The organism is Micromonospora sp. NPDC003944, from assembly GCF_053605225.1.
The window spans coordinates 1-19,571 of the sequence record NZ_JBSGIV010000071.1 but is presented as its reverse complement, the minus strand read 5'-3'; the positions used below and the strand labels follow the sequence as shown (position 1 = coordinate 19,571).

Below are 19,571 nucleotides of genomic sequence, written 5' to 3'. Positions count from 1 at the left end.
GACCCGGCGGGTCGGGGACGGGGGAGGAAGCGCATGGGTAGCATCCCGCCGCCGAGCATCGGCGATCTGCACGTCAGTGTCGAGGACCTGGACGCCGCCGCGGCGTACGTCGAGCGGCTGAAGCAGTACGTTGACGACACGATCAGCTACGAGATGGAACGCATCAAGGAGCGGATGAAGGGCGACAGCAACAACGCCCAGACCGTTCCGAACGGCACCCCCTTCGGCGCCTACGAGGACGCCCGCATGCAGTGGGCGGCCCTGACCACCTCCACCGGCAACATGGAGGCTCATCTCACGACGCTCTCCCAGAAGCTCGCCGCGCTCAAGGAGGGCACCGAGGAGATCGCCAAGGCGTTCCGCGACACCGAGGCGCGTAACGCCGCCAACGGCAAGGAGATCGAGCGGCTGCTGGAGTCGGCGGCGCCGCCGCCCACCGCCAGCGGCGCACCCGCCTACCCGTACACGGCCTGAGGGGGGACGTCATGGCTGGAGGAACCTGGGAGCGGTGCGTCCGCGAGGTGACGCTCTCCGCCGACCCGGACACGGTCGGATCGGTCGGGGCGGGCTGGAGCAACCTGTCCAGCGGTCTGCAACAACTGCGGGACGCGCTCGTCGGTCGATCGTTCGTCGGCCCGATCGCGACGGGTCAGGAACGCCCGCACGTCGGCGGCCTGCCCGGGATGCTCGCCGGTTGGAAGGGCAGCGGGGGCGACGCGTACCGCGAGCACCTGGGCAAGATCGGCAAGCAGATCGAGGATCTGATCACCGACGCGACGAACGTCAGTGGCGCGTTGACGCGGATCGAGGGCGACATCCGTAAGACGGTCTCCACGATCCCGATCCCCCTGATGGACGACTTCGGGTTCAACGAGTGGAGCCTGCCCAACGGCACCGAGCTCGACGACGCCCGCGACGGCGAGAGCTCGTCGGGGTTCCTCGCCGCCCTTCGCCAGGACTACCAGAGCAACCCCGGCTCGTACGCCGACGGCGCGTTCCGCGACAAGGCCGACGACCTGGAGGCGACCATGAAGGTCGACGGCCAGGCCGGCGACCAGAAGCGGGGCGGTTGGTGGGACACCAAGGCCCACCTGGACAACTGGTACCGGGACAACCAGCAGGCCGCGAACACCGCGATGGCGCCGTTGCCCCAGGCGGTCTACACGGAGCGCCCCAAGCTGACCGTGGGCGGGCCAGAGCCATCGGGAGACCCTGGCAACCAGGACGACATCCGCCGCGATACCCGAATCCCGCCAACCGGGCGACCCGACACCGGTGGTGGTGAGTTCGGTGGGAAGCCCGACATCGGTGGTGGCGGCCCCACGATCGGCAGCAGGCCGCCGGGCATCGGCGACACGGGCGGCCCGACGTCCACAGTCGACCCGTTCTCCCCGACCAAGCCCGGTGGGATCGACGGTGGCTCGCCCTCCGGCGGCACCGGCCAGCTCACGCCCCCGCCGACCGGCTCCGGCTACCCGGGCAGCGACGCCGACTACACAAGTGGTCTGGCCGGCGCCAGCCCGAGCAGCGTCGGCGGCCTGGGCGGTGGCATCGGCGGCGGTAGCGCCGGTCTGGGTGGTGCCAGCGGCGGGTTCGGTGGCGGCGGTGCCGGAGTCGGCTCGGCCGGCGGGATCGGCGCCGGCGGCGGTCTGGGAGCGGGCGGCGGCATCGGTGTGGGCGGCATCCCCGGCATGGTGGGCGGCGGTAACGGAAAGCTGCCGCCGATGACGAGCGCCGCGAACGCGTTGCGGGCTGCCGCTGCGGCTGGCCCCGGCGGGGCCGGGATGGCTGGTGGCGCGCGTGGTGCCGGTGTCGGCGGCGCCGGAATGATGGGCGGCGGCATGATGGGCGGCGCGGGCGGCGCCGGGCACGGCGGTGGCACCGGCTCCGAGCACTCGTCGTGGTTGACTGAGGACGACGATCCGTGGGGCCCCGGTGACGGTGCGTCCCCGGGTGTCCTTCGATGAGGATGGACGGATGAGGGTGAACGTCGGAAGCCTCCGGCCGGTCGCCGCCTGTCTGCTGGCGGGGTTGCTGGTGGTGGGGGTTGCTCAACCGGCGGCCGCCGCGCCCCGGCGGGCCGAGCAGTGGTATCTGGACGAGCTGCGGATCGATCAGGTGCACAAGATCTCCACCGGGCGGGGTGTGGTGGTGGCAGTCGTCGACACCGGCGTCGAGGCGAGCCACCCGGACCTTCGGGGTCAGGTGCTGGCTGGTGGTCGCAGTTACGGCACCTCCGGAGACGGCAGGTCCGACGAGGATGGGCACGGCACGCACATGGCTGGGATCATCGCGGCGAAGGCCAGCGGCGACGGTGTCGACGGCATCGCCCCAGGCGTGAAGATCCTGCCCATCAAGTTGCGCAAGGGCGGAGAGACGAGCACCGACGGGGTGCTGGCCCGTGGCATCCGGATGGCCGCCGACGGCGGTGCGACGGTGATCAACATTTCCCAGGGTGCCGGAGGTCAGGCCTCCGCCGCGGAAGCGAGCGCCATCAAGTACGCGTTGGACCGTGACATCGTCGTGGTCGCCTCCGCCGGTAACACGGCCGACGGCCAGGTCGCCGTGGGAAGCCCGGCCAACACTCCAGGTGTGATCGCGGTGACCGGAACGACCAAGGGCGGCAAGTTCTGGTCCGGCTCGGTCCGAGGGCCGGAGGCGGTGGTCGCCGCCCCGGGCGACAGCGTCTACAACATCACCAACGAGGCGGGCTACGGCTGGGGTGACGGGACCTCCGACTCCAGCGCGATCGTCTCCGGTCTCGCCGCGCTGATCCGGTCGAAGTACCCGGATCTCAACGCTCCGAGCGTGATCAACCGGATCATCCGGACCGCGCGGGACGCCGGCCCGTCCGGGCGCGATCCACAGTACGGCTTCGGGGTGATCGACCCGATGAAGGCGCTGACCGCGAATGTGCCACCGGTCACCGCCAACCCGCTGCTCGGCCCGGCCGCGCAGGCGACGGCCGACCCGGGCCCGGCCCGCACCGGGGGTGCCGACGAGGAGTTCGACGTCACCCAGCACGGCGATCGTGGTGGCCCCACCGACCAGCAGGTCATGGTGGTGGGCATCGGCATCGCCGTGGTGCTGGTGTTGCTCGTGGGGCTTGCGGTGTTCCTCATCTGGAACCGCCGTCGGTACCGGCGGGAGGCAGCTCAGGCCGCAAACATCCCGGACGAGGTGCTCGACCGCGCGGCCGCTGGCGCGTACCCGTCCGCGGACACGGACTACGCCCCGCCGGCGGGCTACCCGCCGCCACCCGGTCACGGCCCGCCCTCCGGCTACGGTCCTCCGTCCGGTTACGGTTCTTCGTCCGGTTACGGCCCGCCGCCTGGCTACGGCCCACCGGGCGGTCAGCCGCCCGCGCCGCCGAGGGAGCGGTAACCGGGTCCCGATCGTGGTGGCCGGCCGGTGCCCTGTCGGGTCACCGGCCGGCCATCCGGCTTGCCGGCGTGCCGTCCCGCCCCGCATGACCGCTTCATGCCGATCTGCCGGGGCGATTCGAGCGCCCCGGCTGCGTACCGTCACGAGCCCTGCGCCAGGATGGGTGGACACGCAGGTACACCCGAGGAGCCCACGATCGCCAGAAAGCCTCAACCCGAGGGCGGCCAGGCACCGGTCGTCCAGCGCGTCCGCATCCGGTACGCCAAGCGCGGGCCGCTGCGATTCACCTCGCACCGGGACTTCGCCCGGGCGTTCGAGCGCGCGCTACGCCGGGCCGCTGTGCCGGTCGCCTTCTCCCAGGGTTTCCACCCGCACCCGAAGATCTCCTACGCCAGCGCCGCGCCCACCGGGGTGGCTAGCGAGGCGGAGTACCTGGAGATCGCCCTGCAAGCCGCGGTCGACCCGGCGGCGCTGCGGGCCGCGTTGGACGCCGCGCTCTCGCCAGGGCTGGACGTGCTGGACGCGGTGGTCGCCGAGGGCGGCAACCTGCCGGACCGGATCCAGGCGTCGCACTGGCACATCGAGTTGCCCGAGGTCGACACCGCGGTGCTGCGCGCCGCGGTGGACGCCTTCGTCGCGGCCGAGGAGGTGCTGGTCGAGCGGATGACCAAGCAGGGTCGGCGCACTTTCGACGCCCGTGCCGCCGTGATGTCGATCGATGTCCAGCCACCGACGCCGACGCCTTCCGGGGCGCCGGCCGTACCGTGTGCGATACTCGAACTGGTCGTGCGGCAGGTCACCCCGTCCGTACGGCCCGATGACGTCCTTTCCGGCCTCCGCGTGGTGGCCGACCTGGAGCCGCCGGTTTCGCCGAGGGTGACCCGGCTGGCTCAGGGCACGCTGACCGCGCAGGGTGCGATCGTGGATCCGTTGGATGCGGACCGCGACGGGGCAGCCATCGTTGGGCACTGACCGACGGTCCGTGCTCTGGCAGGCAGACTTCGGCGGTCGCGCACCACGCGCGCCCGGCGGAAACACTTTTGCGGCGACCCTGCGTGGCAGCGCTCACCCGCGCCCGGGGTAGCCAGAACTGGAGAACGTCCATGCTCGAGAACGAGCCCGAGGGCGGCGAACGGACCGGTTCACAGCCGGCCAGCGAGACCGCCGACCAGAGCAGCACGTCCGACGGCGCCGCCGTCGAGTCCTCCACCACCGCGGTCGGTTCGGCCTCGGTGGAACCGGCCGGCGCGGAGAGCGCTCCCGGTGAGGCCGCCGAGCCGGCCGCGCCGGTGCGGCGCACCCGGGCGACCCGGCGTCGGGCCGCCCCGCTCAACCAGCCGGAGCAGGTAGATGCCCCGGTCGAGGCGTCCACAGGTGGGGCCGGCAGCGTCGAATCACCGCAGGCGGAGGTCTTCGCGCCGGTCTCCGGCGACCTGGATGTCGCCCCGAAGACCCCTCGACGCCGCCGCAAGGCCACCCCTGTCGAGACGACCGCTGAGGAGCCGCTGGTCGCCGCTTCCGCGGAGGCGGCCTCGGCCGAGGTGGTTCCGCCGGTCAAGGTGACCCGCACCCGGCGCAAGAAGGCCACACCGGCTGCCGTCGAGGAGCCGCCCGCCACCGAGCAGCCGGCCGCCACCGACGAGGCGCCCGCCGTTCAGGAGCCGGTCGTCGAGGAGCCGGTCGTCGCCGAGGAGCCGGCGGAGTCCGACCTGCGCGAGGCCGAGGCCGAGTTGAACGACTCCGAAGCCCTCCCGAGCGTGTCCGCCGCCGAGTTGGCCTGGACCAGCGGCGCGCAGGAGCGCTCCGGGGAGGTGTCACCCGGCGTCGCTGTTCCGGGTGTGTCGGCCGAGCCGAGCGAGTCGGCCGAGGTCGAGCCGGAGCAGCCGCGTACCCGTCGTCGGCGGGCTGCGCTCTCGGCGCCCACCGTGCTGTTCATGGCACCCCAGCCGGACGCCGTGCCGGTGACCCGACCGGTGGAGCCCGCCGTGGCGGCCGAGGAGCCGGCCGTCGAGGAGGCGCCCGAGCCGTCCCGCCGCCGTCGGCGCGCTCGCCGCGACGTCGAGCCGGTGGAGCCCGTCGAGGCGGTCGAGGCCGAAGAGGAGCCGACCGAGGAGGCCGACGAGGCCACCGAGGCGGACGAGGACGACGAGGACAGCGCCGCCGCGCGCCGCCGCCGCCGGCGTGGTCGCCGGGGCCGGGGCCGGGGCAAGGGCGGGGCCGACGACGCCGAGGACGAGGAGTCCGAGGAGGCGGCCCAGGCCGACGAGGAAGAGACCGCCGAGGCCGAGGGCGACGAGGACGAGGAGTCCGAGGGCGGGGACGGCCTGACCCGTCGCCGTCGCCGTCGCCGCCGTCGTGGCGCCAGTGACACCGAGGGCGCGGCGGACGACGGCGTGCCGACCGTGGTGAAGATCCGCGAGCCGCGCCGGACCGTCGACGAGGTGCAGGGTGTGTCCGGCTCGACCCGGCTGGAGGCCAAGCGCCAGCGTCGCCGGGACGGCCGGGAGCAGCGTCGTACCCGCCCGCCGATCCTCAGCGAGTCGGAGTTCCTGGCGCGCCGGGAGGCCGTCGACCGGGTGATGGCGGTCCGCCAGCGCGGTGACCGTACCCAGATCGCCGTCCTGGAGGACGGCGTGCTTGTCGAGCACTACGTCACCCGCAACTCCTCCGGGACGATGGCCGGCAACGTGTACCTGGGCAAGGTGCAGAACGTGCTGCCGAGCATGGAGGCCGCGTTCGTCGACGTCGGCCGGGGCCGCAACGCGGTGCTGTACGCCGGTGAGGTCAACTGGGACACCTCCGGGCTGGAGGGGCGGGCCCGCTCGATCGAGCAGGCGCTGCGCTCCGGCGACTCGGTGCTGGTCCAGGTCACCAAGGACCCGATCGGGCACAAGGGCGCGCGGCTGACCAGCCACATCGCGCTCTCCGGTCGGCATCTGGTCTACGTGCCCAACGGCAACGCCTCCGGGATCAGCCGCAAGCTGCCGGACAACGAGCGCAAGCGGCTGCGGGACGTGCTCAAGAAGCTGGTCCCGGACGGCGCGGGCGTGATCGTCCGGACGGCCGCCGAGGGTGCCACCGAGGACGAGCTGGCCCGCGACGTCAAGCGGCTCCAGGCGCAGTGGGAGGACATTCAGGCGAAGGCTGCCGAGGGTGGCGCTCCGGTGCTGCTCTACGGGGAGCCCGACCTGGTCATCCGGGTGGTCCGGGACCTGTTCAACGAGGACTTCCGCGAGCTGGTGATCGAGGGTGAGCAGTCGTACGACATGGTCGAGTCGTACCTGTCGCACGTCTCCCCGGACCTGGTCGACCGGGTGCGCCGGCACGTCGGCACGAGCGACGTCTTCGCCGAGTACCGGATCGACGAGCAGATCATCAAGGGCCTCGACCGGAAGGTCTTCCTGCCCTCCGGCGGCTCGCTGGTGATCGACCGCACCGAGGCGATGACTGTCGTCGACGTCAACACCGGCAAGTACACCGGCTCTGGGGGCAACCTGGAGGAGACCGTCACCCGCAACAACCTGGAGGCGGCGGAGGAGATCGTCCGTCAGCTCCGGCTGCGTGACATCGGCGGCATCGTGGTGATCGACTTCATCGACATGGTGCTGGAGTCGAACCGTGAGCTGGTGCTGCGGCGGCTCACCGAGTGCCTGGGCCGGGACCGCACCAAGCACCAGGTCACCGAGATCACCTCGCTCGGCCTGGTGCAGATGACCCGTAAGCGGATCGGCGCCGGCCTGCTGGAGGCGTTCAGCGAGACCTGCGAGTGCTGCAAGGGCCGGGGTGTCATCATCCACACCGAGCCGGTGCCGGAGAAGCAGCGCCCCGCTGGTGCGGCGGAGAAGGTCAAGGCGGTCGCCTCGGCGGTGGCTCCCGCTCCGGCGGCCGAGCAGGGGGCCACGTCGTCCCGGCGTCGGGCGCGCAAGAACGCACCGGCCGAGCGGGCCGTGGTCGAGGTCGTCGACACCGACTCCACCCCCGAACCGGACGCCGACTACCAGGACACCATGGGCTACGACCTGTCCCGCTACGAGACGGACACCGCTGCCGCTCCGGCGGTCGCCGACGCGCAACAGGGTGAGTCGGCTCGGCTGGCCGCTGCGGACGACCCGGACGCGCTCGCTGACGGTGAGGGCGACGAGGAGACCACCGAGGGTGGCGGCGGCCGTCGCCGGTCGCGTCGCGGTGGCGCCCGTCGGCGGACCCGCCCCTGAGCGCCTGACCGGCCGCGTGTTTGACGAGGTCCCTCTCCCGGCAAAGTGACGGGGGAGGGACCTCGTCGTTGCGGCCACCCGGCCCTCGATCGGCCGTCCAGGTCAGGAGAAGAAGATGCGCCGTCTGCTCGCCGTCACCGCGCTGCTCACCCTGCTCGCCGGCGCAGCCGGCTGCTCCACCGACGGGCCCGCCGGTGCGACCGCCGAGGGCGTTGCCTCGGCGGCAGCCGGCACCTCCTCCGGACCGACAGGCATGCCGGCCAGCGGCGGTGTGGCGGGTGGCGACGCCAGCCAGGTCTGCACCGCCGCGCAGGAGGCCAGCACCACTGCCGTCCGGACGTACGTGGCGGCGCTGGGCCAGATGCTCGCGGCGGTGGGCGCCGGGGACAGCCGTACGGCCGAAGCCGCCCGGGGGCGGGCCGAGGCGGCGCTTGCCGACTGGCGGACCGTGCTGCGGGAGCAGTCGGGTCGGACCGACGATCCGCAGCTCAAGACGTTGCTGACCGACCTCGGGACGGAAGTCTCCGCGCTCGGTGCCGACGTCGAGTCGATCGACGAGACCGAACTCGACCGGCTCCAGCAGCGCCTCGACCAGCTCTGCGCGCGCTGACCAGGGCGGGCCGGTTTGGGGTCCGGGCCGGCGATGGCGTACTCTTGCCTGCGGCCCACCTTTGGTGTGCCGAGTTCCCGTGTGCCCGCGCCGCCGTGCACTGCTACCCGGCGAGCCGCCGCGGGAACGACCGCCAGCAGCCTCAACGACAGGGAGTCCGCCTCCGATGTACGCGATCGTCAAGACCGGCGGCAAGCAGTACAAGGTCGCCGAGGGCGACGTGATCGAGGTCGAGAAGCTCACCGGCGCCCCCGGTGACGCGGTGAAGCTCACCGCGGTGCTCCTCGTCGACGGTGACGACCTGGTGACCGACGCGGCGAAGCTTGCCGAGGTCGCGGTGTCCGGCGAAATCGCCGCGCACACCAAGGGCCCGAAGATCCGGATCCACAAGTTCAAGAACAAGACTGGCTACCACAAGCGCCAGGGTCACCGTCAGCCGTTGACCCAGGTCAAGGTGACCGGCATCTCCAGCGGGAAGTAGGTCGTCCTCCAATGGCTCACAAAAAGGGTGCGTCCAGCTCGCGTAACGGTCGTGACTCCGCGGCCCAGCGACTCGGCGTGAAGCGCTTCGGTGGTCAGGTCGTCAGCGCCGGTGAGATCATCATCCGGCAGCGAGGCACCAAGTTCCACCCCGGTGACCTGGTCGGCCGTGGCGGCGACGACACGCTGTTCGCGCTGTCCGCCGGTGCGGTCCTGTTCGGCACCAAGCGCGGTCGCAAGACCGTCAGCATCGTTCCGCAGCAGTAGCTCTCGGGCTAAGCGGGCCGCGGACCTCCGGGTCCCGGCCCGCTTAGTTTTTTTCGAAGTGCGGGGTCGGACCTCGCTGGAAGGATTGACGCCGTGGCAACGTTCGTTGACCGGGTCGTTCTGCATCTGCAGTCCGGCGATGGTGGGCACGGCTGTGTCTCGATCCACCGCGAGAAGTTCAAGCCCTTCGGCGGCCCGGACGGCGGCAACGGCGGGCACGGCGGCAGCGTGTCCCTGGTGGTCGACCCGCAGGTCACCACGCTGCTCGACTTCCACTTCCACCCGCACGTGAAGGCCGACAACGGCAAGGGCGGCGCCGGCTCGAACCGGGACGGGGCCAACGGCCACAACCTGGTGCTCAAGGTGCCCAACGGCACCGTGGTGCAGACCGCCGACGGCACCGTGCTCGCCGACATGGTCGGCGCCGGCACCACCTTCGAGGTCGCCCGCGGCGGGCGCGGCGGCCGGGGCAACGCCTCGCTTGCCAACGCCAAGCGCAAGGCACCCGGCTTCGCCGAGCTGGGGGAGCCCGGCGACCAACTCGACATCGTGCTGGAGCTGAAGAGCGTCGCCGATGTGGGCCTGGTCGGCTTCCCGTCCGCCGGCAAGTCGTCGCTGATCTCGGTGATCTCCGCGGCGAAGCCGAAGATCGCCGACTACCCGTTCACCACCCTGGTGCCCAACCTCGGTGTGGTCCGGGTGGACAACCACACCTTCACCGTCGCGGACGTCCCGGGCCTGATCCCCGGCGCGGCCACCGGTAAGGGGCTGGGCCTGGAGTTCCTCCGGCACATCGAGCGCTGCGCGGTGCTGGTGCACGTCATCGACTCGGCGACCCTGGAGCCCGGCCGCGACCCGGTGGCCGACATCGACGCCATCGAGGCCGAGCTGAGCCAGTACGGCGGTCTGGCCGACCGGCCGCGGCTGGTCGCCGTCAACAAGGTCGACGTGCCGGACGGTCGGGACCTCGCCGAGATCGTGCGCCCCGACCTGGAGGAGCGCGGTTACCGCGTGTTCGAGGTTTCCGCGGCCACCCGGGAGGGGCTCAAGGAGCTGACCTACGCGATGGCCGAGCTGGTCGAGGCGGAGCGTAACGCCGCGCCGCCCGCCGAGCCGACCCGGATCGTGATCCGCCCGATGGCCGTGGACGACGCCGGGTTCACCATCACGGCCGAGGCGGACGGCTCGTTCACCGTTCGCGGTGCCCGCCCGGAGCGTTGGGTCAAGCAGACCAACTTCGACAACGACGAGGCGGTCGGCTACCTCGCTGACCGGCTGGCCCGGCTCGGGGTGGAGGACAAGCTGGCCAAGGCCGGCGCGCAGCCCGGTGACCTGGTCCGGATCGGCGCTCGGGAGTTCGACTGGCAGCCGACGCTCTTCGCCGGCGTGGAGTTCGTACCCGGCAACCGGGGCACCGACGTCCGCCTGGAGGAGAAGTCGAACCGGGCCTCCGCGGCGGAGCGACTCGCCGCCCGGAAGGCTCGCCGGGTGCGCTCCGAGGACGAGGTGGGCGCGGACGCGTCCGACGACGACATCGACGAGGACGACGCCGAGTAGTTCGTTGCGCTCCGTGATGGGGTTGATTTCCGGAAACCTTCGCGAAATCCGCGCGTCCTAGCGTGGGGTGATGCTGATCGAGTCCCGGCCTGCCATCGATCCAGAGATCGCCGCCATGCTCATCGCGCAGCAGCGTGAGCTGCGCGAGGCCGACGGTGGGTTGGATGGGCAGGTCTTCGTCCCCCATGACGACGTGCGCTACCTGGCGGTCGTGGTCAACGGTCGGGCGGTCGCCTGCGGTGGGCTCCAGGCGCTCGACGCCGAGACCGGTGAGGTCAAGCGGATGTACGTCCGGCCCGCATTCCGGGGGCGGGGGATCGGCCGCCAGTTGCTCGCCGCGCTCGAGGAGTGCGCGTTCCGGCAGGGACACTCGGTGGTCTGCCTGGAGACGGGCACCTACCTGCCGGCTGCAATCGGGTTGTACACCTCGTGCGGCTACCGCCAGATCCCGGTGTACGGAGAGTACGTGGGCAACCCGTACAGCGTCTGTTTCGCCAAGCGTCTGCCGGTCGCGGCCTGACTGTCGGCGACGCGGCCGGAGCGCATGGCGACGGCCAGGGCATTGTCCCGCAGCCAACGAGGCGTGATCGCACCTCCTTCGGCCGTCGATTACCCCTGGCGGCGTGACCGCGAAACCCTGGAAGCCCAGTTCAGTGCCGGTCGGCGGGGTCGTCCAGACGTCCGCCGGTGCCCGCCTGGTTCGACAGCAGCAACCCGAGCGCGAGCATCCCGAAGCCGAGCGCGAGGTGCAGCCAGTTGTCGGCGTCGTTGACCGGAAGGATGTTCGCCCCGCCCTCCGGGTTGATGGCCTCGATCGCCAGGCCGTACAGCCAGAGAGCGAGGTAGATCGCTCCGCCGGCGGCCAGGAACACGCGGGCGCCGGAGACGCTGCGGGCCAGCAGCAGGCCCACCAGCCCGAAGAGCAGGTGCACCACGTTGTGCAGGATCGACACCTGGAACAGCCCCAGCAGGTGGGCGTCCGAGTGGTGCCCCGCGAAGCGCAGCTCGCCGTAGTCGGTGGTGATGCCGGGGATGAAGCCGAGGACGCCGATCAGCAGGAAGACCCCGGCCACGGCCAACGCGGCCAGCTGGACCCGGGGTCGGGGGCGGGCCGCTCGGCCGCCCCGCGCGTCTCGTGCCATCGCTGCCCCCTCCGTGGATCTGCCGGCCTTCGCGAACCTCACTGTCCGCAGCGGCGACGTGACGCAGCCCGACAATCCTCCATTTTGAAGTCCATCAGGTGGGCCGCGCAGAGAAATGCACGAAGAGGTATGGAAGCCAAAACGCAGGGTAGGTCAGTGGTCAGCGGCGGCGGAAACGCCACCGCATCCCCCAGCACAACCGCGACGACTTTCCGAGCGGAAGGGAAACCATGACTTACGATCTTTCATCCACGTCCTCCACGTACGGGCAGGAGTCGACAAACGGCGGCGGCGTTCGCGACCAGGCCCGCCAGGTCGGTTCCGAGGCCGCCCACGCCGGCGGCGCGGTCGCCCAGACCGCCAAGGAGCAGGGCACCGAGGTGGGCCGGGAGGCCGCCCGGCAGGCCCGCAACCTGTACGGCGAGGCCCGCAGCCAGCTCGCCAGCCAGACCGGTGAGCAGCAGCGACGAGCCGCGGGTGGGCTGCGGTCGCTTGCCGACGAGATGCGCTCGATGGCCGAGCAGGGTGGCCAGGCCGGCCCGGTGACCGAGCTGGCCCGTCAGGCCGCCGACCGGGTGCAGGGCGTGGCCGGTTGGCTCGAGCAGCGCGAGCCCGGCGACCTCGTCACCGAGGTACGCGACTACGCGCGGCGTAACCCGGGCACCTTCCTGGTGGGCGCGGCGGTCCTCGGTGTGCTGGCCGGCCGGCTGACCCGGGGCATCTCGGCCGCCGGTGACGACTCCGGCAACGGTTCCTCGACCTACCGGGGTGCGGGGGCGTACGACCCGGAGCAGACCGCGGTGATCCCGACGCCGCCGCCGGCGCCCCGCGCGGTGCCGGACGCTGTCCCGCCGGGCGGCTACCTCGACCCGACCCCCGGTACGCACACCCCGCCGACCTCCGGTGGCTACCCGGCCCAGACGCCCGGCACCTACGCCGACCCGGCGCCCGGCAGTTACGCCGAGCCGACCCGGGGCGAGTACCCGGAGCACACCGGCACCGGCCAGCCGCTGCCGCCGGTGACCCAGACCGACCCGCTGCCGGGCGTGCCGTCCACCGGCAACCCGCGCCCGTGAGCTGCCGAGTCATCCGAAGGGAGGCGACGGCATGAGCATGCCGACGCAGGGGTCCGGACTGGACTCCGGTTACCACCCCGACGCGGGCGCCCCGCACACCGCGGCGGAGGTCAAGGGCAGCTCGCTCGGTGACCTGATGCGTCAGGTCACCACCGACCTGTCGACGCTCATGCGTCAGGAGGTCGAGCTGGCCAAGGCGGAGATCCGCCAGGAGGGCAAGAAGGCGGGCAAGGCCGCCGGCCTCTTCGGCGGTGCCGGGTTCGGCGGTTACATGGTGGCGCTCTTCGTGTCGATCGCCGTGTGGCAGTTCCTGGACAACGTCATGGACTCCGGCCTGGCCGCCCTGATCGTGGCCGTGCTCTGGGCCGCGGTCGCCGCGGTCCTCTACTCGATGGCCAAGAAGAACGCCCAGCACGTACGCGGGCTCAAGCAGACGAACGACAGCGTGCAGCGGATCCCCGACGCGCTCAAGCCGCACCCGGAGGGAGCCACCCGATGAGCACCGATCCCGACCAGATCCGCCGCGAGATCGAAGCCACCCGCAACAGTCTCAGCTCCGATGTGGATGCCTTGGCGTACAAGGTCAGCCCCAGCCGCATCGTCGACGACCGCAAGCAGCGGGCCCGCTCCGCTCTGCAGAATGTGAGGGACAAGGTCATGGGAACCGCGTCTGACCTCGGTCACGGCACCGGCCAGGCAGCCCACTCGGTGGGTGACCGCGCCTCGTCGGCGGCCTCAAGCGTCAGCGACGCCGCGCACTCGGCGGCGACCACTGTCAGCGACGCGGCGCACAGCGCACCGCGGGTGATCCGGCAGAAGTCCCAGGGCAACCCTCTCGCCGCCGGCCTGATCGCGTTCGGGGTCGGCTGGCTGGCCTCGTCGCTGATCCCGGCCTCCCGCCGCGAGCAGGAGGCCGCCGCCCAGGTGAAGGCGAAGGTCAGTGAGCACAGCGGGGCGGTGAAGGAGAAGCTGAGCGAGGTGGCGAGCGAGTTGCGCGAGCCGGCCCAGCAGGCCGCCGAGTCGGTGAAGTCCACAGCTCAGGACGCCGTGCACGCGGTCAAGGACGACACGAAGTCCGCCGCCCACCACGTCAAAGACCACGCCACCTCCTAGACCCCACCCCCGACCCCGACCCGCGCGATCTTGCACTTACGGTTGTGGTTTTGTCGTTTTCTGAGGGTTCTGTCCCAGCAGAAAGTGCAAGATCGCGCGGGTCTGGGGGGTGGGGGTCGCGGCGTGGCGGATTCGGGTGTCGCCGTAGCGGACGCCGCCGAACAGGGCGCGTCGGGCGACCGCCAGCCAGCCGCACACCCCGCGTTCAAGCAGCCAGAGCGGGGCTGCCAGGGCCGTGGTCGGCGGGAACACGAAGCGTCCGTTGGCGCGGCGGCGACCCGTCTCGGCCACTGCGACGACCCCGGCCACCGCGCCGAGCAGCAGCCCGGGTCGACGCGACGCGACGGCCGCCGCAAGCGCCGGCAGCACCGCTAGCGAGGTCAGCAGGCGAGCCGGCTGGGCCAGGTCGTCGTACGCCTGACGAACCCGTTGACCGCGGAAGTGCGCGGCGTCCGGCGGCAGCCGGCGGACGTACAGCCAGGCCGGAATGGCCTCGGTGCCACCGTGGCCGCGCACGGTTCGGATCAGCTCCAGGTTCTCGAAGAGCACATCCGGGTCGTACCCGCCCATGGCGAGGAAGGTGCTGCGCCGCACGGCGAGGGTGCCCGGGTAGTCCGCTCCGAGCGCCCGGTTGAGCAGCGTGCGGCCGGTGTCCCACCAGGCGTGCCAGGGCAACGGGTCGAAGTAGTTCTGCGGTCGTACCAGATCGGCCCGGCCCAGCAGCCGGTGCACCGCGGTCAGTGCGGCCTCGTCGTACCGGACGTCGTCGTCGGCGATCACCACCCGCTCGTGGTCGGCGGCGCGCACGCCGGTGCGTACGCCGAGCACCTTGCCGTTGAGCCCACGCTCGCCCGGGTCCGGTGGGAGGTGCCGGACCAGCCCCCGCCACGCCTCGGCGTGTCGCGCGAAGTGGTCGGCGGGCGAGCCGTCGACCACGAGTACGTCGACCCGGTCACCCAGCCAGCGCAGGTAGTCGGTCAACTGGGCCAGACCCGCGTCGCTGTGCCAGCGCAGCGGCAGCACGTACGTCATCGGTAGGCGGGGTGGTGCGGCGGTGGTCCGCCGTGCCACCCCGTCACCTCGGCCAGGCACGATCGTCGCCCCGCTCAGGAGGTGCGGAGGACGTTGGTGAGGGTCAGGCCCAGCGGCGGCAGCGCGGGCATCCGGTGCAGGTCCAGGGCCAGGTTCTGGACGGGAACGTCGTAGCGCATGGCGGCGGTCAGGTTGGTGACCGCCCGCTTCATCAGGTCGATGGTGATCCACTCACCGGCGCAACGGTGCCCGGCCCAGTGGTCGCCGCCGCCCTGCGGGATCAGCGCGAAGGGGTCCACCCGGTGGCCGGCGAACCGCTCGGGGCGGAACAGCTCCGGCTCGGGCCAGAGCGTCGGGTGGTGGTTGGTGCCGTAGAGGTCGAGCAGCACCCGCCGGCCCTTCGGGAAGTGGTGACCCTGCCAGTCGAAGGACCGGCGGACCCGGGCCGCCGCCATCGGAAAGAACGGGTAGTAGCGGCGTACCTCCTGGACGAAGTGCTCGGTGGCCTCGTCGTCGTCGCGGACCCGTTCCCGCCAGCCCGGGTGGTCGTGCAGGGCGAGCGCGGCGAAGGCGATGTACTGGTCGACGGCGACCACCGGGCGCAGCACGTTGAGCAGCTCCACCGCCGCGACCCGCCGGGGGAGCAGGTCGCCGCGTCGGTCCCGGTGTTCGGCGATCACGGCCAACGCGCTTCCGGCCGGCGCCGGGGCGAGGCCGACCCGGCTCCGTTCGACGAGGTCGGCGAGCCAGCGCTCGGCGCGGTACCGGGCGAGTCGTCCCCGCCAGTGCCGGGGGCCGACCACCGCCGGGGCCTCGATCATGGCGTGCAGCTCGTCGGCGCGACGCTCGACCTGCGACGCGGGCAGCGGCACCCCGGCCCAGGCGCAGACCACCCGGGTCAGCAACCGACCCAGCTCGGCGTAGAGCGACACCGGGCCGGCGCCCTCCCAGGCGCTGATCCGGGTGCGCCACTCGCCGTCGAAGAGGTGGCCGAGCTGTCGGATCGCGGCCGGTGTCATGATCGACATGAACATGGCCTTGCGGTCGGAGTGCTCCGAGCCGTCCAGCCCCTGCACCCCACCCCGACCGGTCAGGGTCCGCTGCACCCGCAGCGGCATCGCGGTGGCCCGTTGGAAGCGGTCGTTGTCGTAGAACAGCTCCGCCGCCGGCCGGCCCCGCAGGCAGATGGTCGGGGCGAGCAGGATCCGGGTCCGGAAGATGTCGCTGCCGTACCGCTCGCAGCGCTCGCCGATGAACCGATAACCGGCGCGGAGCAGCGCGAGCGTGCTGTCCGGGCTGCGGTCGGCCGGCATGGTCGCCATCGGGTCTCCTCACGCGCGGGCGGCGGTCGCCGCCGGCCGGCTGCGTCTACCCCGGTGGTCGCCGCTGAATCCCCCGCGTCGGCGGTGTGCCGGCTGGCCCCTCCCAGGGGCGGCGGAACCTGGTTTGCTGCTTGTGGGTCAACCACGGGGAGGGCGGATGCGCGACAACAGATCGCCGCACTGGCGGCAGCGGCGAGCGGCCGAGGCACTGGGCGGGGGCCGCGAGGGGCGGTCCCTGATCGGGCCACCCCGGCGGCCCACCCGTCCGCACCGCTTCTTCACCGTGCACCTGGGCTTCACCGCGCCCGGCCCGGCCGAGGCGCGCGAGCTGGCCGTGGCGTACGCGGAGGCGCTGAGCCTGCTCCGCTCGGAGGTGGCGCTCGGGGCGGCCGCCCTGTCCCCGGCGGACGCCTGGCAGCGGGCCGAGCGGCTGTTCTGCGGCGCGGTCGGCCCGGACGGCGAGCGCTGCGTCGACGTGCACGACCACCCGGGCTTCCACCACGCGCCGGGCCCCGGCGGCCTCGGTTGGGGCGACGGCGATGGTTGATCCCCAGCCCCGGGGGCCCGTCGGGCAACCCGGCGACGTCGCCGTGCCGGTGTCCCGACCACGGGCACCGGCACGGCGATCCAACACCGACGGCTCGGCGGATCAGTCCAGGTCGAACTCGCCGTCCTGCGCGCCGGCCACGAAGGCGTCCCATTCGGCCTGGGTAAAGACCAGCACCGGCCCGTCCGGCTCGGCCGAGTTGCGCATCCCGATCAGGTCGTCGACGAAGGCGACCTCGACGGCGCTGTCGGAGGTGTCCCCCTCGGCCCGCTGCCAGACCGCCCGAGAGAGGTCGAAGTCGCCCTTGGGGTGTTGCGTCATGGTTCTTTCCTCCAGTGCCGAGGGTCGAGGTGGTGACCGGGTGCCGAATCCCCATCGGGCAGGATAAGCGGATGCCGAGCCTGACCCGTGTAGAGGCGACCGCGCGTGGCGCGGCGATTACTGTCGAGTCCTATCAGGTGGACCTCAACCTGACGGGTGACGGCGACCTGTTCCGCTCCCGTGTCGAGATCCGCTTCCGGGCCACCGCCGGGGCCTCGACCTTCGCCGAGGTCAAGCCCGCCGCACTTCTCGGCGTACGCCTCAACGACCGCGACCTCGATCCCGGCCTGCTCGCCGACAACCGGCTGCCGCTCGACGACCTGGCCACCGAGAACACGCTCATCGTCGAGGCCGAGATGGCGTACTCCAAGACGGGGGAGGGGATGCACCGCTTCGTCGACCCGGCCGACGGCGAGACCTACCTCTACGCCACGTCCTTCCTCGACAACGCGCAGCGCATCTTCGCCGCCTTCGACCAGCCCGACCTCAAGGCCCCGTTCACCCTCTCGGTCACCGCGCCGCCGCAGTGGATCGTCGCCGGCAACGCCGAGCTGGCCGCCAACCCGGCCCCCGGGCGCTGGGAGTTCGCCCCGAGCGCGCCGCTGGCCACGTACTTCTTCTCGCTGATCGCCGGCCCGTACCACGTCCGGCGGGCCGAGCACGACGGCGTGCCGCTGGGCATCTACTGCCGGCGATCGCTCGCCGAACACCTCGACGCCGACGCCGACGAGATCTTCACCGTCACCCGGCAGTGCCTCGACAGGTTCCACAAGCTCTTCACCGAGCGCTACCCGTTCGGCAAGTACGACCAGGCGTTCGTGCCGGAGTTCAACGCCGGGGCGATGGAGAACCCGGGCATCGTCACCTTCCGTGACGACTACGTGTTCCGTTCGGCGGTCACCGACACCGAGCGCGAGCAGCGCGCCACCACCATCGCCCACGAGATGGCGCACATGTGGTTCGGCGACCTGGTCACCATGCGCTGGTGGGACGACCTGTGGCTGAACGAGTCCTTCGCGGAGTACCTGGGCACCCGGGTCACCGCCGAGGCGACCCGCTTCGACCAGGCCTGGACCACGTTCGCGATGCGCCGTAAGGCCTGGGGGTACGCCGCCGACCAGCGCCCCTCCACCCATCCGGTCGCTCCGCTGGAGGTGGCCGACGCCGACGAGGGCCTGCTCAACTTCGACGGCATCTCGTACGCCAAGGGCGCCAGCGTGCTGCGGCAGCTGGTCGCGTGGCTCGGTGACGACGCGTTCCTCGCCGGCCTGAACGCGCACTTCGCCGCACACCGCTTCGGCAACGCCACCCTCGCCGACCTGCTGGCCAGCCTCGCCGCCAGCAGCGGCCGGGACCTGTCCGACTGGGCCGAGCTGTGGTTGCGCCAACCGCAGGTCAACACGCTGCGTGCCGAACTCACCGTGGACGCCCGGGGCCGCTACACCGAGGTGGCCGTGGTGCAGACCGCGCCCGAGTCGTACCCGGTGTTGCGCCCACACCGGATCGGCGTGGGCCGCTACTCGACGGACGGCACCGGGCAGCGTGACGAGGTGGCCATCGACCCGGTCGCCGACGGCGGGCGGACGGTGCTCGCTGCGCTGACCGGGGAGCCGGCGGCCCGGCTGTTGCTGCTCAACGACGGTGACCTCACGTTCGCCAAGGTGCGCCTCGACCCGGCGTCGACGGACGCCGTCCCGCACGTGCTGCCCGCTCTGACCGACCCGCTCGCCAGGGCGGTGCTCTGGCGTGAGGCACTTGACGCGACGACCGACGGCGAGCGGCCGGTCACCGGGCTCGTCGAGCTGATGGTCGCCGCGCTGCCCACCGAGACCGAGGTGATCATCGCGGAGGATGTGCTGACGCTCAGCCGGTCCCTGGTCGACCGCTACCTCGACCCGCTGGTCCGGTCCGCCGCGCTGGCCCGGGTCGCGGGGGCGTGCCAGCGGCTGCTCGACGGCGCGCCGGCCGGGAAGTCGTTGCAGCTCGCCGCCGCGCGGGCCTGGATCGTCTCGACCACCGATGCGGATCTGCTCGTCGGCTGGCTCGCCGGCCGCGACGTGCCGGCCGGGCTCAAGGTCGACGCCGAGCTGCGCTGGGCGGCGCTGCGCCGACTGGTGGTGCTCGGCGCCGCGGGCGAGGCCGAGATCGCCATCGAGGCGGCCGCCGACAACAGTTCCACGGGCGCGGAACGGGCCGCCCAGTGCCGGGCGGCCCTGCCCGACCCGTCGGCGAAGCAGGCGGCCTGGGAGATCATCGTGCGGGACACCGAGCTGTCCAACCGGCTGCTGGAGGCGACCGCCGAGGGGTTCTGGCAACCCGAACAAGCCGACCTGACCGCCGCGTACGTCGATCGGTACTTCGCCGATATGCCGGCCGCCGCGCAGCTGCGTACCCCCTGGACGGCCGACCGGTCCAGAGTGCGGGCGTAGATCGTCGTGTGCCGGTTGAAGAAGAACCAGGCGAACGTCTGATTTATTGTCGGCGTCACTGTCGGAATGTTTTCCGG

18 protein-coding genes and 1 pseudogene are annotated in these 19,571 nt (G+C 72.1%); 15 read left to right on the top strand and 4 right to left on the bottom strand.

Going from position 1 to position 19,571, the window contains the following annotated elements:
* Positions 1-33 precede the first annotated feature (33 nt).
* The 10 genes from ACWER9_RS27075 (at position 34) to ACWER9_RS27030 (ending at position 11,032) form a co-directional block, all read left to right on the top strand.
* On the top strand, positions 34-474 hold the full coding sequence (locus ACWER9_RS27075; RefSeq protein ID WP_452304493.1) for a hypothetical protein: 441 nt from the start codon (positions 34-36) through the stop codon (positions 472-474).
* Between the two features lie 11 nt (positions 475-485).
* On the top strand, positions 486-1,967 hold the full coding sequence (locus ACWER9_RS27070) for a WXG100 family type VII secretion target (protein WP_452304492.1): 1,482 nt from the start codon (positions 486-488) through the stop codon (positions 1,965-1,967).
* A 10-nt stretch (positions 1,968-1,977) separates the two neighbouring features.
* Entirely contained in the window at positions 1,978-3,384 is a 1,407-nt protein-coding gene (gene mycP, locus ACWER9_RS27065) for a type VII secretion-associated serine protease mycosin (RefSeq protein WP_452304491.1), read from the top strand.
* Between the two features lie 159 nt (positions 3,385-3,543).
* Positions 3,544-4,356: a TIGR03936 family radical SAM-associated protein gene (locus tag ACWER9_RS27060; protein ID WP_452304490.1), complete on the top strand. Its 813-nt coding sequence runs from the start codon at positions 3,544-3,546 to the stop codon at positions 4,354-4,356.
* A gap of 131 nt (positions 4,357-4,487) precedes the next feature.
* Positions 4,488-7,598: an Rne/Rng family ribonuclease gene (locus ACWER9_RS27055; protein ID WP_452304489.1), complete on the top strand. Its 3,111-nt coding sequence runs from the start codon at positions 4,488-4,490 to the stop codon at positions 7,596-7,598.
* Positions 7,599-7,713: 115 nt separating this feature from the next.
* Complete coding sequence (locus ACWER9_RS27050) at positions 7,714-8,208, top strand: hypothetical protein (protein ID WP_452304488.1); 495 nt, start codon at positions 7,714-7,716, stop codon at positions 8,206-8,208.
* Between the two features lie 166 nt (positions 8,209-8,374).
* The gene (gene rplU / locus ACWER9_RS27045; protein ID WP_007464063.1) at positions 8,375-8,689 is read left to right on the top strand and encodes a 50S ribosomal protein L21; all 315 of its coding nucleotides are present in this window, start codon (positions 8,375-8,377) and stop codon (positions 8,687-8,689) included.
* Positions 8,690-8,700: 11 nt separating this feature from the next.
* The gene (rpmA, locus tag ACWER9_RS27040) at positions 8,701-8,955 is read left to right on the top strand and encodes a 50S ribosomal protein L27 (RefSeq protein ID WP_007464062.1); all 255 of its coding nucleotides are present in this window, start codon (positions 8,701-8,703) and stop codon (positions 8,953-8,955) included.
* Positions 8,956-9,048: 93 nt separating this feature from the next.
* Positions 9,049-10,512 carry a GTPase ObgE gene (gene obgE / locus ACWER9_RS27035; protein ID WP_452304487.1) on the top strand — a complete coding sequence of 488 codons (1,464 nt, stop codon included), beginning with the start codon at positions 9,049-9,051 and terminating at the stop codon, positions 10,510-10,512.
* 70 nt (positions 10,513-10,582) lie between these two features.
* Positions 10,583-11,032, top strand: a complete 450-nt coding sequence (locus ACWER9_RS27030) for a GNAT family N-acetyltransferase (RefSeq protein WP_452304486.1) — start codon at positions 10,583-10,585, stop codon at positions 11,030-11,032.
* A gap of 130 nt (positions 11,033-11,162) precedes the next feature.
* On the opposite strand, the gene ACWER9_RS27025 is transcribed toward ACWER9_RS27030, so the two are convergent.
* Positions 11,163-11,654 (bottom strand): DUF4383 domain-containing protein, encoded by a 492-nt coding sequence (locus ACWER9_RS27025; protein WP_452304485.1) that lies wholly within the window; start codon positions 11,652-11,654, stop codon positions 11,163-11,165.
* A gap of 230 nt (positions 11,655-11,884) precedes the next feature.
* On the opposite strand from ACWER9_RS27025, the gene ACWER9_RS27020 reads away from it, so the two are divergent.
* Genes ACWER9_RS27020 through ACWER9_RS27010 form a run of 3 tightly spaced genes read left to right on the top strand, consistent with a single transcriptional unit; the run spans position 11,885 to position 13,843 of the window.
* A complete protein-coding gene (locus tag ACWER9_RS27020; RefSeq protein ID WP_452304484.1) occupies positions 11,885-12,730 on the top strand; it encodes a hypothetical protein in 846 nt (281 codons plus the stop codon).
* A 31-nt stretch (positions 12,731-12,761) separates the two neighbouring features.
* Entirely contained in the window at positions 12,762-13,229 is a 468-nt protein-coding gene (locus tag ACWER9_RS27015) for a phage holin family protein (protein ID WP_452304483.1), read from the top strand.
* Positions 13,226-13,843: a DUF3618 domain-containing protein gene (locus ACWER9_RS27010; RefSeq protein ID WP_452304482.1), complete on the top strand. Its 618-nt coding sequence runs from the start codon at positions 13,226-13,228 to the stop codon at positions 13,841-13,843. The genes ACWER9_RS27015 and ACWER9_RS27010 overlap by 4 nt, the downstream gene beginning before the upstream one ends.
* 36 nt (positions 13,844-13,879) lie before the next feature.
* Here the strand turns inward: ACWER9_RS27010 and ACWER9_RS27005 are convergent, their stop codons facing one another.
* Together ACWER9_RS27005 and ACWER9_RS27000 are read right to left on the bottom strand one after the other, a co-directional pair.
* Complete coding sequence (locus ACWER9_RS27005; RefSeq protein WP_452304481.1) at positions 13,880-14,914, bottom strand: glycosyltransferase; 1,035 nt, start codon at positions 14,912-14,914, stop codon at positions 13,880-13,882.
* Positions 14,915-14,949: 35 nt separating this feature from the next.
* Positions 14,950-16,197 carry a cytochrome P450 gene (locus tag ACWER9_RS27000; RefSeq protein WP_452304480.1) on the bottom strand — a complete coding sequence of 416 codons (1,248 nt, stop codon included), beginning with the start codon at positions 16,195-16,197 and terminating at the stop codon, positions 14,950-14,952.
* Positions 16,198-16,354: 157 nt separating this feature from the next.
* Here ACWER9_RS27000 and ACWER9_RS26995 point away from each other — a divergent pair, with 157 nt between their 5' ends.
* Positions 16,355-16,744 carry a hypothetical protein gene (locus tag ACWER9_RS26995; RefSeq protein WP_452304479.1) on the top strand — a complete coding sequence of 130 codons (390 nt, stop codon included), beginning with the start codon at positions 16,355-16,357 and terminating at the stop codon, positions 16,742-16,744.
* A 102-nt stretch (positions 16,745-16,846) separates the two neighbouring features.
* Here the strand turns inward: ACWER9_RS26995 and ACWER9_RS26990 are convergent, their stop codons facing one another.
* Positions 16,847-17,065, bottom strand: a complete 219-nt coding sequence (locus ACWER9_RS26990) for a DUF397 domain-containing protein (protein WP_357357649.1) — start codon at positions 17,063-17,065, stop codon at positions 16,847-16,849.
* A gap of 71 nt (positions 17,066-17,136) precedes the next feature.
* On the opposite strand from ACWER9_RS26990, the pseudogene pepN reads away from it, so the two are divergent.
* Positions 17,137-19,491: pseudogene (gene pepN, locus ACWER9_RS26985) on the top strand (aminopeptidase N); the annotation flags it as partial.
* Between the last annotated feature and the right edge of the window lie 80 nt (positions 19,492-19,571).